This is a genomic window from Variovorax sp. GW821-FHT10D07, from assembly GCF_059415325.1.
In genome coordinates this window covers 42,250-56,040 of sequence record NZ_JBWKMZ010000029.1, presented here as the reverse complement: position 1 = coordinate 56,040, position 13,791 = coordinate 42,250, and the positions used below count along the sequence as shown (strand labels likewise).

The window sequence follows — 13,791 nt, the reverse complement described above, 5'->3', positions numbered from 1 at the left end:
TTTCTTTGGTTACTTTCTTTTGGCGAAGCAAAAGAAAGTGACTCGCCCGCCGGGGCGAGACCCGGCCAACAGCCTCAGCAGAGAGGAGAGCACACCCTGGCAAACTGCCCAGCACCATGCCTCAAGCCGTCATCCTCCCCGCAGAAGCACATCACTACCCTTCCCTCCACCAAACCCTCGACACGGTAGCCCGAGAAAAAAAGTACCTGGCCCTCACCGAAGCCCCGCCCTACGACTCGACAACCGACTTCTACCGCCATCTGCGCGCCACCCACTCCCCCCACTTCGTAGCCGTAGAAAACAACCAGGTCATAGGCTGGTGCGACATCGCCCCCACCTTCGGCCAGACCCGCGCCCACGCAGGCACCCTAGGCATCGCCCTGCACCCCGACGCCCGCGGCCAAGGCCTCGGCCCTCAACTGCTGCGCGCCGCCATCGAAGCCGCCTGGCTCAAAGGCCTCACCCGCATCGAACTCACGGTGCGCGACGACAACCTCCCCGCCAAGGCGCTCTACGAACGTTTCGGCTTCCAGCACGAAGGCCTGCAACGCCAGGCGATGCGCGTCGACGGCATCTACCACGACGTCCACGCCATGGCCCTGCTCGCCACCGAGGCCACCGCGCCCCACTAGACTGGTCCGTACCCGACAAGAGCCCGGAGACCCGACACCATGTGCAGGAGCATCAAGACCCTCTACAACTTCGAGCCGCCCGCCACCGAACAGGAGATCCGCGCCGCGGCACTGCAGTTCGTGCGCAAGCTCAGCGGCTTCAACGTGCCCTCGCGCGCCAACGAGGCCGCGTTCGAACGCGCCGTCGAGGAAGTCAGCGCCAGCGCGGCGCGGCTGCTCGAATCGCTGGTGACCACGGCCGAGCCGCGCGACCGCGAGATCGAGGCCGAGCGCGCCAAGGCCCGCTCGGCGGCGCGCTTCGGCACGCAGCTTTCGTGACCGCGGCCGGCATTCGCGCCTCAGCCCGCCGCGTTCGGCCTTCGCCGCGCACGGTTTTTGCGCCTGCCGCGGCGCAGGGCCAAAAGGCCTTTGGTATCGTGCCTTGCAAGCCGAAACACATTCAAGAAGACGCGGACATCGACCGAATGAGAAAGACCTATATCGGAGGCTGCCACTGCGGCGCCGTGCGCTTCGAAGCCGACATCGACCTGAGCCTGGGCACGCTGCGCTGCAACTGCGCGATCTGCACCCGCACGCGCTTCTGGCCGGCCATCGTCGAGCCCGAGGCCTTTCGCCTGCTCGAGGGCGAATCCGAGCTCAGCGACCAGATGCTCGACAGCCGCAACAGCCACTACATCGTCTGCAAGCTCTGCGGCGTGCGCTCCTTCGGCGTGGGCCATTCGCCCGAGACCGGCGCCCATGCCTATGGCGTGAACGTGACCTGCCTCGACGACGTGGACCTCGACGATCTGGTCAACTCGCCCCTGCGCTACGTCGACGGCCACCGCGGCACCTGGCACGTGGCGCGCACGGCGATCGATCCCTGACAGACGAACACAACCCCAGGAGAAACCACCCCATGCCCTTCGAACTCTGGCTTGCCTTCGTGGCCGCCTCGGCCGTGCTGCTGATCATTCCCGGCCCGACCATCCTCACCGTCATCAGCTACTCGATGTCGCACGGCCGCCGCGCCAACGTGCCGCTGGTGGCCGCGGTGGCGCTCGGCGACTCGACCGCGCTGGTGGTGTCGCTGCTGGGCCTGGGCACGCTGCTCGCGGCCTCGGCCTTCTGGTTCAACGCGGTGAAGTGGGTGGGCGGGCTGTACCTGCTGTACCTGGGCATCAAGCTGCTGCGCGCGGGCGTGTCGAGCGCCGAGATCGCGACGCCGGAAGCGCCCGCCTCGCGCTGGCGGCTGTTCGCCAACACCTACCTGGTGACGGCGCTCAACCCGAAGGGCATCGTGTTCTTCGTCGCCTTCCTGCCGCAGTTCATCAGCCAGAAGGCCGCGGTCGCGCCGCAGATGTGGGTGCTGGCGCTGACCTTCGTCGCAATGGCCACGCTGAACGCCACGCTCTATGCGGTGTTCGCGGGCTCGGCGCGGCGCCTGCTGTCGTCGCCGCGCGCGCAGCGCCGCTTCAACCTCGGCGGCGGCGCGCTGCTGAGCGCGGCGGGCCTGTGGGCGCTGATGGCGCGCCGGCCGGCCTGAGCCGGCCCCTAAATCAGTTGCGGCGCGGATCGCCCGGACGGCTGTCGTAGCGATTGGGCACGCCATCGCCGTCGCGATCGCGGTCGTAGCGGTTCGGCACGCCGTCGCGGTCACGGTCGCCGTGGCGCGGCGGCGGCGGGCGGTCGTAGCCGGGGGCGACCACACAGCCGGCCAGCACGGCCGAGGCCGACAGCACGACGGCCAGGGTGGCGAGTCTGTTGTTCTTCATGAGGGTTCTCCTTGGAATGGTTGTGGAACACCGCAGCGGCTGGCCTCTGGGCGCCGCAGCGGTAGCGCATTGAAGGCCACGCAGGTCGGGCCCCGGTGTCGCGATGGCTGCGCCGCGGTGAAGTTGTGTGACCGGATGTGGCAGCTGCTGCCGACTGTGAGCGACGCGCCCGGCCCCCGCGTGGCGGTGCGTCCCGCGTCCGCGAGTAGGCGCATGCCGCGCGGCACCGCTTCGAACTTCCGTCTACATCTTTCGGCAGGACGGCAGCCCGACGCGCATGGCCGAGAATGGCGGCCGCTTTCCAGCCCGGCGCCTTCCCCGCGCGCACCCCTGCCCTGATGCCGACGCCCACCGCCCTGTTTCCTCCTCCCGCGTTCCCGCGCCTCATGCTGGCGCTCGCCGCGCTGATGCTGACGACGCAGGCCGCATGGGCCGTGCCCGGCTTCGAGGAGGTGAAGCGCGACTTCCGCTCGTCCGACACCGCGGTGCTCGATCGCAACGGCGAACTGCTGCAGCGCGTGCGCACCGACGCCAGCGTGCGACGCGGCCAGTGGACCGCGCTGGCCGACATCTCGCCGGCGCTGCGCACGGCGATGGTGCTCAGCGAGGACCGGCGCTTCTACGAGCACAGCGGCGTCGACTGGCGCGCGGTCTCGGCCGCGGCCTGGGGCAACCTCTGGAACACGCGCACGCGCGGCGCCTCGACCATCACGATGCAGCTCTCGGGCCTGCTCGACGAGGACCTGCGGCGCGGTGGCGGCGGCCGCAGCCTGACGCAGAAGCTCGGCCAGACCGTGGCCGCGGCGCAGCTCGAACGCCAGTGGCGCAAGGACCAGATCCTCGAGGCCTACCTCAACAGCGTGCCGTTCCGCGGCGAGATCGTGGGCATCGACGCGCTCTCGCGCACCCTGTTCGGCAAGGCGCCGAGCGGCCTCGACGCACGCGAGGCCGCGGTGGCCGCCGCGCTGGTGCGCGCGCCCAATGCGCGGCCGGCCCTGGTGGCGCAGCGCGCCTGCGAGGTGCTGCGCGCCATGGAGCCGCAGCGCAAGGCCGACTGCGAGGCGCTCGACATGTTCACCAGCGCCGCGGTGCAACGGCGCGCCTTCGATGCCAGCGAGGGCATCGCGCCGCATGCCGCGCGGCGCGCGCTGCGCCAGGCGCGCGAGGGCCGCGAGCCCGGGCAGGAAGACACGCAGCCGGGCGAGGCCAAGACGGCCGCGAAGGACGCCGGCGACGGCAGCGTGCGCACCACGCTGCGCGCGCCGCTGCAGCGCTTCGCGCTCGGCACCCTGCAGCGCCACCTGCGCGAGCTGCGCGGCCGGCACGTGGAGGACGGCGCGCTGGTGGTGCTCGACAACGCCACCGGCGAGGTGCTGGCCTGGGTCGGCTCCTCGGGGCCGCTGAGCCAGGCGGCCGAGGTCGACGGCGTGACCGCGATGCGCCAGCCGGGCTCGACGCTCAAGCCGCTGCTCTACGGCCAGGCGATCGCCGAGCAGCGGCTCACCGCGGCTTCGCTGATCGAGGACTCGTCGGCGCAGATCAACACCGCGAGCGGCCTCTACATCCCGCAGAACTACGACCGGCGCTTCAAGGGCCCGGTGTCGGCGCGCACCGCGCTCGCGGCCTCGCTCAACGTGCCGGCCGTGCGCACGCTGGTGATGGTGTCGCCCGAATCCTTCGCGCGCGGGCTGCGCGCGGCCGGGCTGCCGCTGCGCGAGAGCGGCGACTACTACGGCTACAGCCTCGCGCTCGGCAGCGCCGAGGTCACGCTGCTGTCGCTGACCAATGCCTACCGCATGCTGGCCAACGGCGGGCGCTACGGCACGACCACGCTGCTGGCGCCGGCCGCGCCGGACAAGCCGAGGAAGACCACCACCGCCGCCACCGCAAAGAGCCCGGCATCGGTGCTCGACCCGCGCGCCGCCTTCATCGTCGGCGACATCCTCTCCGACCCCAACGCGCGCACCCGCACCTTCGGCCTCGACAGCATCCTCTCGACCCGCTTCTGGAGCGCGGTGAAGACCGGCACCAGCAAGGACATGCGCGACAACTGGGCCGTGGGCTGGTCGCAGCGCTACACGGTCGGCGTGTGGGTCGGCAACGCGAGCGGCGCATCGATGTGGGACGTGAGCGGCACCAGCGGCGCGGCGCCGGTCTGGGCCGAGGTCATGCGCTTCCTGCACGCGCGCGAGCCGAGCCGCGCGCCCGCGCCGCCGCCGGGCCTGGTGCGCACGCACATCGACTTCGGCCCCGGTCCCGACGGCAACGCGCTCGAGGCCGCGCGCGACGAATGGTTCGTGCAGGGCACCGAGCAGCCGCTGTTCGCGCTCGCGAACGACCCCGGCGCCGCGGGCACGGCCAGCGTCGCGCGCATCACGGCACCGGCCGACGGCACGATCATCGCGCTCGATCCCGACATCCCGCCGCTGCGCCAGCGCGTGCGCTTCGAATCGGAAGGCCGCGGCGTGCAATGGCGCATCGACGGCAAGCACTTCGCGCGCGGCAACAGCGCGCAGTGGCTGCCCTGGCCGGGCCGCCACCTGATCGAGCTGGTCGATGCCGGCGGCAAGGTGGTGGACCAGCGCCGGCTCGAGGTGCGCGGCGCGGGCGTCGTGACGAAGAGCGCCCAGCGATGAAGGCGACGGCCCTCAACTTCCGACCCGGCCTGCGCCTCTGGCTGTGCCTCGTGCTGCTGTTCGCCGCGGTGTTCGGCGCGCAGGCCAGGCCCGTGCCCGTGCCGGCGATGAAGTCGCGCGTGATCGACCAGAACAAGACGCTCGACGCCGCGCAGACCGAGGCGCTGCGCGAGCGCATCGCCGACATCGAGCGCGAGACCCAGGCCCAGCTCGCGGTGCTGATCGTGCCGACCACCGGCGAGGACAGCATCGAGCAATACGCCACGCGCGTGTTCGCGCAATGGAAGCTCGGGCGCAAGGACGAGGACGACGGCGTGCTGCTGCTGGTGGCGATCCGCGACCGGCGCATGCGCATCGAGGTCGGCCGCGGCCTCGAGGGCCGCATCACCGACATCCAGGCCGCGCGCATCATCGACCAGGAGATGACGCCGCGCTTTCGCGCCGGCGATTTCGACGGCGGCCTGGGTGCCGCGGTCGATGGCATCGCGCAGCTGATCCGCGGCGAGCCGATGGCCATGGCCCAGGAACTGCCGCTGATCGATCCGGGCGAGCCCGTCGAATCGACGCCGCCCGAACCGCGCGGATCGCATGTCACGCCCGAGGGCTGGGCCTTCTTCGCCGTGATCGGCTGGTCGGCGCTGGTCGGGCTCTGGCAGAGCCGGCAGAAGAAGAACGCGGCCGAGCTGCGCACCGACGCCGACTGGCTCGCCCGGCGGCGCGCACGGCAGGCCCGCAGCAGCGCGCGCCGCTCGTCGAAGCGCGCACGCCGCGCGCAGGCCAGCGTCGCGGCCGAGCTGGAAAGCGCCTCGGCCCTTGCCGCGGCCGCGCCTGGCAAGACCCTGCGGCGCTGGCCCTGGACCTTCGGCGCGCTCGCGGTCGCGCCGGTCGCCGCGGCCGCCACGCTCGGCGAGCCGATGTTCGCGATCGCGCTCGCGATGATGCCGGTGCCGATGGGCTTCGGCCTTGGCTACGGCTGCGGCCTGTGGCGCACGATGCGCCTCGTCGTCGCCGGCATCGCGCTGCTGATCGCGGGCGTGGTGATCGCGGGCCAGCAACTGGGCTGGGAGCGCGTGGGCTGGTCCCTGCTCGGCATGCTGGCGCTGGGCGCGGCCGTGCTGGTCGGCCTGCTGATCGTGACCGGCATGCGCAAGGCCTGGCGCAAGGGCGTGCGCAGCTTCGTCACGCGCTGGATCGTGGTGTGCGTGCTGGTGGGCCTGTTCGTCGGGATGGCGCACGACGAGCTCGATCCGCAGCTGTTCTGGATCGTGCTCGCCGCCGTCACGGTGGTGGCACTGCTCGTGGCCTTCTTCCCGGCCGACGGCGGCGGGGGTGGCGGCGGCGACCGCGACTACGGCGACAGCGGATGGAGCAGCAGTTCCTCCTCGTCGTCCGATTCCTCTTCGTCCTCGTCGTCGGATTCCTCGTCGTCGTCCTCGTCGGATTCCGGCGGCTCGAGCAGCGGCGGCGGCGCCTCGGGAAGCTGGTAGCAACGCACCACGCCGCACGCGTCAACTCCCGACATCGTGCCCACGTGCGCAGGGCACCGGGTACTCCCCGCAGCGAAATCAAGGAGGAGGCCGCAGGCCGGGGGACATTCGCGGAGGGGAGTACCCGGTGTCCTGTGCACGCCCCCGACCCCATCTCGACCGTTGCAAGCCCCTCCCGCCAGCAGGCCTACCGACCCTCGACACAATTCATCCGATGATTCAATGAATTAGCACTTCATGCTCGCCCAAGCCCCCCGCACTTCCCTGGTCGAAGCCGCCGCCAACGGCATCCGTGCCGAAATCTCCGCCGGCCGCTGGCCCGTCGGCGCACGCATTCCCATCGAGCCGCAACTCGCCCAACTGCTCGGCGTGAGCCGCGGCACCGTGCGCGAGGCCGTCAAGACGCTGGTCTCGCGCGGCCTGCTCGAGGTGCGCCAGGGCTCGGGCACCTACGTGCGCTCGGGCTTCGATCCCGGCGCCAGCCTGCAGAAGCTGCGCCTGGCCAGCCTGCTCGACCAGTTCGAGGTGCGCTGCGCGCTCGAGGTGCAGGCCGCGCGGCTGGCCGCGCTGCGCCACACGCCCCAGGACCTGCGCCAGCTCCACGCCCTGCTCGATGGCCGCGGCACGCCCGCGCCCGGCGACGGCGGCGCGGCCTTCATCGAGCGCGACCTCGCCTTCCACCTGGCCATCGTCGACATCGCGGGCAACCTCGCGCTCGCCGAAACCGTGCGCTTCATCGGCGGCTACATCAAGGACACGATCGCCAGCACCATGGGCACGCTGCTGCCCGAGCCCGACGACGCGGCCCACCGCGCGATCGTCGAGGCCATCGCCAGCCGCGACCCCGAGCGCGCCGACGCCGCCGTGCGCGCCTTCATGACGCCCATGATCGCGACGCTCGCCGCCGGCACCGACACCCCCACCGACGGCCCATGCGCGCCGTCCCGCCCATGACCGCCACCACCCTCCCCACGGCCACCCGCCGCAACGCGCCCGCCGATGCCGATGCCGGCCAGTTGCTGATCGACGCCGAGGTCGACAGCCAGCCCGCGCCGCCGCCCACCCCGGCGCCGAGTCGCGGCCGCCGCATCCTGCTGGGCGCCAGCGTGGTGCTGATCGCCTTCAACCTGCGACCGGTGTTCTCCAGCCTCTCGGTGGTGCTGCCCGAGATCATCCGTTCCACCGGCCTGTCGGCCACCGCCGCCAGCCTGCTGACCACCCTGCCCGTGCTGTGCCTGGGCCTGTTCGCGCCGCTCGCGCCCGGCCTCGGCCGGCGCTTCGGCACCGAGCGCACGCTGCTGGGCTGCATGGCGCTGATCCTGGTCGGCACGCTGCTGCGCGGCACCGGCCACGTGCCGCTGCTGTTCGTCGCCTCGGCGATCGCCGGCAGCGGCATCGCGGTGGCCAACGTGCTGCTGTCGGGCCTGGTCAAGCGCGACTTCGCCGGGCAGGCGGCGCTGATGATGGGCCTCTACACCATGGCCGTGTGCGGCGGCGCCGCGAGCGCGGCCGGCCTCACGGTGCCGATCGAACATGCGCTGGGCGGCGGCTGGACCGCGGCGCTCGCGGTCTGGGCGCTGCCGGCCGCGCTGGTCACGCTGCTGTGGGCGCCGCAGGCGCTGCCGCTCAAGCCGATCGCCAGCGAAGCCGGCTTCACCGTGCGCGGCCTGTGGCGCGACCGGCTGGCCTGGCAGGTCACCTGCTTCATGGGGCTGCAGTCCGCGCTGGCCTACATCGTCATGGGCTGGCTCGCGCCGATCCTGCGCGAACGCGGGCTGGCCAGCGACACCGCGGGCTACGTGGTCTCGGTCTCGGTCATCACGCAGGTCGTGACCTGCCTCGTGATCCCCGCGCTCGCGGTCAGGCTGCGCAACCAGATCGGCCTGGCCGTGGCGCTCGCGCTGCTTACCGTGGCCGCCATGCTGGCCCAGCTGTTCGCGCCGCTCGGCGGCGTGTGGGTCTGGGCCGTGCTGCTGGGCATCGCGCAGGGCGGCACCTTCGCGCTGGCGCTCACCATGATCGTGCTGCGCTCGCCCGATTCGCACGTGGCCGCGCACCTGTCGGGCATGGCGCAGGGCGTGGGCTACGTCATCGCGGCCTTCGGTCCGCTGCTGGCCGGGCTGCTGCACGGCTGGACCGGCAGCTTCAGCGCCGCCTCGTGGCTGTTCGTCGCGGTCGGTGTCGCGATGCTGATCGCGGGCATGGGCGCGGGTCGCACCCTGCACGTCAACGCGGTGACCGTTCCGCGCTAGAAGTCCGGGCCGGCGTGGCGCAGGCGCGACGCGGCGCGCAGTCCGCGCGCGCCTACAACAAGAAGCTCGCGCGTCCGAAGAGCGAGGGGTCCGGAGCATGAGAAACTTCGTGCCATGCCGACGGTCAGACTGCGGCCCCGAGCAGGCACCGCCCCGATCCACCCGCCTCACGGCTTCTCTTCGACGAGCGCACCATGAAGAAACTTGCCGCCCTGGCCTTGCTGGGCCTGATCCAGACCGCCCCCGCGCTGGCCCAGCGCGACATGGACGTCTATGAAGCCGACCGCCGCTACTGCGCGAGCGGCCGTTCGGGCATGGACTTCCACTCGTGCATGGACCGGCTGCGCTTCGACCGCCAGCGCGACCGCGATCGCTGGGAACGCGAACGCTGGGAACGCAGCCGCGACGACCGCGACCGCTGGGAGTACGAGCGCCGCCAGCGCTATGCCGCGCCGCCGCCCCCGCCGGTCTACCGCGAACCGCCGAAGCTCAGCGACATGCAGCAGCGCGCGCTCGACAACTGCGTCCTGCTCGCGCCGCGCGACCAGCCGCGCTGCCGCGCGACCGTGATGTCGACGGTGCGCTGAAGGGTGCCGTTGCGGCAACCCTCCCGCGCGCGGTGACCCCGAGGGGAACCGCGCAGGCCGCCCACGGCGGCCGTGCCGCGCTGCGCAATGCGGCGGACCGGTGCATGATGCGTCGCCGATCCATTTCATGAACGCCTCCTCCGCCCCGCAGGAAGAAGAAGCCGCTGGCTCGCCCGACAGCCCCGCGCTGTCGCGCATGGTGCGCACCGAGCAGATGCTGGCGGTGCGCCGCAGCGTGCTCGCCGCGATCCCGGTCAACCTGGTGCTGAGCCTCACGGTGGCGCTGCTGGCCCACCACTCGGACCTGACCGCGCTCGGCCTGGCCTGGCTGACGCTCTCGCTGGCCGTCAACATCACGCGCATCTTCGTCTGCCGCCGGCCCTTCGTGGCCTCGCCCGGCGCCAACGGCAGCGATCCCGCGGTCGACCACGAGCTGCGCCTGGCCTGGCTGTTCGCGCTGCTCTCGGGCTCGGTCTGGGCGCTGATCCCGATCCTCTGCGAGGGCTACACCTCGCCGCAGACCCTGTTCTACCTGACCGTGGTCTGCGGCATCTGCGCCGGCTCGGTCACCTACGGCATCGCCTACGCGCCGGTGCCGATCAGCTTCATCACGCCCGCGCTGCTCTCGGTGTTCGGCTGCCTGGTCTGGGCCGGCGGCTTCGACCACCTCGCGCTGGCCGCGATGGTGCTGGTCTACCTCGCGGCGCTGGTGCGCGCGGCGCTGCAGAGCGCGCGCGGCTTCCGCGAGGGCAGCCGGCTCAAGAACGAGGCCGTGTCGATGGCCGCGCGCCTGCGCCAGTCGCACACGCTGTCGCTCGAATCGACGCGCCAGCTCGCCTTCCGCGTCGCGCACGACGCGCTCACCGGCCTGCTCAACCGCGAGGGCTTCACCCAGGCCTCGAGCCTGCGCATCGATGCCGGCGGCAAGGAGCGCGAGCACGGCCTGCTGATCCTCGGCATCGACGGCTTCAAGGCCGTCAACGACGCCTTCGGCCACAAGATGGGCGACCGCGTGCTGCAGGACGTGGCGCAGTGGCTGCAGCGCGAGCTGGCCGGGCGCGACGCCATCCTGGGGCGCTGGGGCGGCGACGAGTTCGCCGCCCTGTTCATCGCCGAGGACGGCGGCCCCTCGCCCGACCAGGTGGGGCAGGCGCTGATCGAATCGATCGCCTCGGCCACCGCGCAGTACGGCGGCAAGCTGAGCGCGAGCGTGGGCATCTGCGTCGAGCGCGGCGTGTCCATCGCCGACATGCTGAGCTCGGCCGACGAGGCGCTGCACGAGGCCAAGCGCGCGGGCCGCAGCCGCTGCCGCCGCTTCGACGAGGCCTTGCGCGAGCGCCTGGTGACGCGGCGCGACGTCGAGCGCGACCTGCCCGGCGCGGTCGCCTCGCGCGCCATCGGCGTCTGGTACCAGCCGATCCTGGCCGACGGCGGCCGCCGGCTGCACAGCCTCGAGGCGCTGCTGCGCTGGCAGCATCCGCGCCACGGCTGGATCCCGCCCGAGGACGTGATCCGCGCGGCCGCGAGCACCGGCCTGGCCGAATCGCTGCTGCGCCACATCCTGGCCGAGATCTGCGTCGGGCTGCAGGAACTGGCCGCGGCCGACCCGCGCTTCGAGGCCGTGCCGGTGGCGATGAACGTCTCGCCGCGCGAGATGTCGCAGCTCGCGCTCGACCGCATCGTGCTCGGCGAGATCGCGCGCCACGGCATCGCGCCGCACCGCATCCAGATCGAGATCACCGAGGAGATCGCGCTCGACACCTTTGCCGCCAGCGCCCGGCTGCATGCGCTGGCCGACGCGGGCGTGGCGATCGTGGTCGACGACTTCGGCGTCGGCTATTCCTCGCTGGCCTCGCTGCGCAGCAAGTACGTGCGGCAGGTCAAGATCGACCGCAGCTTCATCCTCGGCCTGGCCGCCTCGCCGGGCAACCGCGTGCTGGTCGAGTCGGTGATCCGGCTGGGCCATTCGCTGCGCATCGACGTGGTGGCCGAGGGCGTGGAGACCGGCGAGGAGCTCGAGGCGCTCAACGCGCTCGGCTGCCCGCTGATGCAGGGCTATCACCTCGCGCGGCCGATGCCGCTCGACAAGGTGCTGCCCTGGGCGCAGCGCCTGCCCGGCTGAACTTCAGCCCGGCACTGGGCCGCCATGCAGCGGCAGCCGCAAGGTGAGCCCCAGCGGGCCGCCCGCATGCGAGGCCGCATAGAGCCGCCCGCCGAGGCCGGCCGCGATGCGTTCGCAGGCGCGCACGGGCGCGGCGCCCACATCGCGCCAATGCACCACCGCCTGCGCGCCCTCGATGCGCGCATGCACGCGCAGCCCATCGCGCGGCGCGGCCGGCAGCGCCTGCGCGGCGATCTGCGCGAGCAGCTCGCGCAATTCGCTCTCCACCGCCAGCACCGGCACGGCCTGCGGCGGCAGCTCGATGGCGGCGCGCGGCAGCGCCGCGCCGAGCAGCGCGCGCAGGTCGTGCACCGCGCTGCGGCCGAGCCGCTGCAGCGCTTCGTCGCGCGCACGCGCCGCGGCCTCGCGCGCCCGCGCCCCGTCGCGCAGGTTCGCGACCAGCAGCGAGCCCATCAGGCCGAAGACGCCCGCGAAGCCGAGCCCGATGACGCTGGCGATGACGAGGCCCAGGTTGCCGGTCTGCATGGCTGCGCGCGCCGGTCTCAGCGCGGCGCGCCGGGTCGGTACTCGAGCGCGCCCGAGGGCGTGCGCTCGCAGCGGCCCGCGAGCGCATCGCCGCGCGGACCCGGCGGCACGGGTCGCGCGCCCTCGGGCTCGCCCTCGCACATGTCCCAGGCCGGCAGCGGCATCAGGCGCGCGGTCAGCGGCCCGGGCATCGACAGGCGCGGGGTCATCGGCGGCGGTGGCGGGCCGTAAGCCATGGGCGGCGGCAGCACGATGCAGCCGCCGAGGCTGGCCGCGGCCAGCGCGCCGGCCAGGCAGCGGATGTGGAATGTCATGAAAGCTTCTCCTCTTTTCTTCTGCGGCCGCGCGCGGCACACGCGCCCGCGCGCCACGAAGTGCGCGCGGGCGCATGCCGGCGTCAGAACGCGTGGCGGATGCCGAAGTCGTAGCCGGTCGAGGACTTGGGCAGGCCGGTGTAGCCCACGCCCGTGGTGCCGTAGCCGGTGGTGCTGGCGGCCGTGAGGCTGCCGGTGTAGGCCGCGTCGTTGCGGTTGCTCACGCGCGCGATGGTGGCGTAGAGGGCCGTGCGCTTCGACAGGTTGTGCACGTAGCCCAGCGCGAGCTTGTTGACGCGCGGGTCCTCGCCGAAGATGCCGGCGGCGCCCTCGTTGTAGCGCACCGTCGAGTACGAGGCGCGGATCAGGCCCGGGCCCACCGGCACGGTGGCGCCGATCAGGTAGCCCTTGTAGCTGTCGTGCGTGTTCGAGAGGCCGGTGTCGAACTTGTTCTGCACGTTCGAGATCTCGCCGAACAGCTTGACCGGGCCGAAGTCGTACGAGGCGCCGAGGTTGACGGTCTGCACCTTGCGCGTGAGCGTGGTGGTGTCGACCGCCACGTTCTGGCCCGCGGCCAGCGCGATGTCGAGCGGCCCGTTGGCATAGCCGAAGCGCCCGCCGACGTAGCGGCCCGCGCTGCTGCTGGTGGCGGCCGTGAGGTCGGTGGCGCTGGTGCGCACGTTCTCGTTCAGGCTGTACTGCACCTGGCCGTAGAAGCCGCCGAGGTTGGGCGGCAGGAAGTACGCGACCATGTTGCTGGCGCGCGTGTAGTTGCTGTTGCCGATGCCCGTGCTGGCGCTCACCGTGCTGATGACGTTGGTGCCCGAGCCGTTGGTGCCGAAGGGATCGAACACGGTGTCGTTCCAGAAGGTGGCCGTGTAGTCGCGGCCCAGCCGCACTTCGCCGAAGCCGCCCGACAGGCTCACGGTGGAGCGCCGGTTGAAGTTGGCGATGCCGGTCGCGCCGTCGTCGTTGGTGATCGGCGCCTCGAGCCAGAAGCTCGCGGCCAGCCCGCCGCCCAGGTCCTCGGTGCCCCTGAAGCCGATGCGGCTGGAGTTGTAGCCCGAGTTGGCCAGGCTCCATTGGCTCTGCTTGCTGGTGATGCCGGTGATCGCGTTGCGCGAGGTGGCCGACTGGTAGCTCACGCCGGCGTCGATGACGCCGAACAGGGTGACGGACGATTGGGCGCAGGCCAGGCCGGTGACGGTCAGCGCGGCCAGGGCCGTGAGGGATTTCTTCATTCAGGTTTCTCCGGTTTCGGCGCTCTTCATCGAGCGGCCGGAACGGATGCTCTCGTCCAAATTTGGAGGAATCTGGTGCATGGGGGCGAATGTTGTTTTTGCGCGCAATCGATGCGCGAACACCCCAATGCCGTCCTTACCAAAAGTCTCCCAAAAGCCGCGCGATGCTTTAGGGCCTGTTGACGCTATGCAAGGGGTGGGGGGGGGGGGGGGGGGGGGGGGGGGGGGGGGGGAGGGTGCG

14 protein-coding genes are annotated in these 13,791 nt (G+C 72.0%); 10 read left to right on the top strand and 4 right to left on the bottom strand.

Translation table 11 applies throughout. The annotated features are described in order from the left end of the window. Positions 1-116 precede the first annotated feature (116 nt). From AC07PU_RS41600 to AC07PU_RS41585, 4 genes are all read left to right on the top strand, one after another. Positions 117-632 (top strand): GNAT family N-acetyltransferase, encoded by a 516-nt coding sequence (locus AC07PU_RS41600; protein WP_495323583.1) that lies wholly within the window; start codon positions 117-119, stop codon positions 630-632. A 39-nt stretch (positions 633-671) separates the two neighbouring features. After that, on the top strand, positions 672-950 hold the full coding sequence (locus tag AC07PU_RS41595) for a DUF2277 domain-containing protein (RefSeq protein WP_093348515.1): 279 nt from the start codon (positions 672-674) through the stop codon (positions 948-950). A gap of 146 nt (positions 951-1,096) precedes the next feature. After that, positions 1,097-1,498: a GFA family protein gene (locus tag AC07PU_RS41590; RefSeq protein WP_093348512.1), complete on the top strand. Its 402-nt coding sequence runs from the start codon at positions 1,097-1,099 to the stop codon at positions 1,496-1,498. A gap of 32 nt (positions 1,499-1,530) precedes the next feature. Beyond that, positions 1,531-2,157: a LysE family translocator gene (locus AC07PU_RS41585; protein ID WP_203204800.1), complete on the top strand. Its 627-nt coding sequence runs from the start codon at positions 1,531-1,533 to the stop codon at positions 2,155-2,157. Positions 2,158-2,170: 13 nt separating this feature from the next. Here AC07PU_RS41585 and AC07PU_RS41580 read toward each other — a convergent pair whose 3' ends face one another. Further along, positions 2,171-2,386: a hypothetical protein gene (locus tag AC07PU_RS41580; RefSeq protein WP_093348507.1), complete on the bottom strand. Its 216-nt coding sequence runs from the start codon at positions 2,384-2,386 to the stop codon at positions 2,171-2,173. A gap of 338 nt (positions 2,387-2,724) precedes the next feature. On the opposite strand from AC07PU_RS41580, the gene pbpC reads away from it, so the two are divergent. The 6 genes from pbpC (at position 2,725) to AC07PU_RS41550 (ending at position 11,470) form a co-directional block, all read left to right on the top strand. After that, positions 2,725-5,022 (top strand): penicillin-binding protein 1C, encoded by a 2,298-nt coding sequence (gene pbpC, locus AC07PU_RS41575; RefSeq protein ID WP_495323582.1) that lies wholly within the window; start codon positions 2,725-2,727, stop codon positions 5,020-5,022. Next, positions 5,019-6,509 (top strand): TPM domain-containing protein, encoded by a 1,491-nt coding sequence (locus AC07PU_RS41570; RefSeq protein ID WP_495323581.1) that lies wholly within the window; start codon positions 5,019-5,021, stop codon positions 6,507-6,509. The genes pbpC and AC07PU_RS41570 overlap by 4 nt, the downstream gene beginning before the upstream one ends. 237 nt (positions 6,510-6,746) lie before the next feature. Continuing rightward, a complete protein-coding gene (locus AC07PU_RS41565) occupies positions 6,747-7,463 on the top strand; it encodes a FadR/GntR family transcriptional regulator (RefSeq protein WP_495323580.1) in 717 nt (238 codons plus the stop codon). Next, the gene (locus AC07PU_RS41560) at positions 7,460-8,761 is read left to right on the top strand and encodes a CynX/NimT family MFS transporter (protein ID WP_495323579.1); all 1,302 of its coding nucleotides are present in this window, start codon (positions 7,460-7,462) and stop codon (positions 8,759-8,761) included. Before AC07PU_RS41565 ends, AC07PU_RS41560 begins: the two co-directional genes overlap by 4 nt. A 194-nt stretch (positions 8,762-8,955) precedes the next feature. Next, positions 8,956-9,348 (top strand): hypothetical protein, encoded by a 393-nt coding sequence (locus tag AC07PU_RS41555; protein WP_093348498.1) that lies wholly within the window; start codon positions 8,956-8,958, stop codon positions 9,346-9,348. A 127-nt stretch (positions 9,349-9,475) separates the two neighbouring features. Continuing rightward, positions 9,476-11,470, top strand: a complete 1,995-nt coding sequence (locus tag AC07PU_RS41550) for a putative bifunctional diguanylate cyclase/phosphodiesterase (RefSeq protein ID WP_093348496.1) — start codon at positions 9,476-9,478, stop codon at positions 11,468-11,470. A gap of 3 nt (positions 11,471-11,473) precedes the next feature. Here the strand turns inward: AC07PU_RS41550 and AC07PU_RS41545 are convergent, their stop codons facing one another. The 3 genes from AC07PU_RS41545 to AC07PU_RS41535 form a co-directional block, all read right to left on the bottom strand. Next, entirely contained in the window at positions 11,474-11,995 is a 522-nt protein-coding gene (locus AC07PU_RS41545; protein ID WP_495323578.1) for an ATP-binding protein, read from the bottom strand. 17 nt (positions 11,996-12,012) lie between these two features. After that, positions 12,013-12,309: a hypothetical protein gene (locus AC07PU_RS41540; RefSeq protein ID WP_093348491.1), complete on the bottom strand. Its 297-nt coding sequence runs from the start codon at positions 12,307-12,309 to the stop codon at positions 12,013-12,015. Positions 12,310-12,392: 83 nt separating this feature from the next. After that, entirely contained in the window at positions 12,393-13,550 is a 1,158-nt protein-coding gene (locus AC07PU_RS41535) for a porin (protein ID WP_093348488.1), read from the bottom strand. Positions 13,551-13,791: the final 241 nt, after the last annotated feature.

Excerpts from the sequence above, each read along its gene's own strand:
- AC07PU_RS41600 (WP_495323583.1), top strand. The coding sequence starts at position 117 with ATGCCTCAAGCCGTCATCCTCCCCGCAGAAGCACATCACTACCCTTCC.
- AC07PU_RS41595 (WP_093348515.1), top strand. The coding sequence starts at position 672 with ATGTGCAGGAGCATCAAGACCCTCTACAACTTCGAGCCGCCCGCCACC.
- AC07PU_RS41590 (WP_093348512.1), top strand. The coding sequence starts at position 1,097 with ATGAGAAAGACCTATATCGGAGGCTGCCACTGCGGCGCCGTGCGCTTC.
- AC07PU_RS41585 (WP_203204800.1), top strand. The coding sequence starts at position 1,531 with ATGCCCTTCGAACTCTGGCTTGCCTTCGTGGCCGCCTCGGCCGTGCTG.
- AC07PU_RS41580 (WP_093348507.1), bottom strand. The coding sequence starts at position 2,386 with ATGAAGAACAACAGACTCGCCACCCTGGCCGTCGTGCTGTCGGCCTCG.
- pbpC (WP_495323582.1), top strand. The coding sequence starts at position 2,725 with ATGCCGACGCCCACCGCCCTGTTTCCTCCTCCCGCGTTCCCGCGCCTC.
- AC07PU_RS41570 (WP_495323581.1), top strand. The coding sequence starts at position 5,019 with ATGAAGGCGACGGCCCTCAACTTCCGACCCGGCCTGCGCCTCTGGCTG.
- AC07PU_RS41565 (WP_495323580.1), top strand. The coding sequence starts at position 6,747 with ATGCTCGCCCAAGCCCCCCGCACTTCCCTGGTCGAAGCCGCCGCCAAC.
- AC07PU_RS41560 (WP_495323579.1), top strand. The coding sequence starts at position 7,460 with ATGACCGCCACCACCCTCCCCACGGCCACCCGCCGCAACGCGCCCGCC.
- AC07PU_RS41555 (WP_093348498.1), top strand. The coding sequence starts at position 8,956 with ATGAAGAAACTTGCCGCCCTGGCCTTGCTGGGCCTGATCCAGACCGCC.
- AC07PU_RS41550 (WP_093348496.1), top strand. The coding sequence starts at position 9,476 with ATGAACGCCTCCTCCGCCCCGCAGGAAGAAGAAGCCGCTGGCTCGCCC.
- AC07PU_RS41545 (WP_495323578.1), bottom strand. The coding sequence starts at position 11,995 with ATGCAGACCGGCAACCTGGGCCTCGTCATCGCCAGCGTCATCGGGCTC.
- AC07PU_RS41540 (WP_093348491.1), bottom strand. The coding sequence starts at position 12,309 with ATGACATTCCACATCCGCTGCCTGGCCGGCGCGCTGGCCGCGGCCAGC.
- AC07PU_RS41535 (WP_093348488.1), bottom strand. The coding sequence starts at position 13,550 with ATGAAGAAATCCCTCACGGCCCTGGCCGCGCTGACCGTCACCGGCCTG.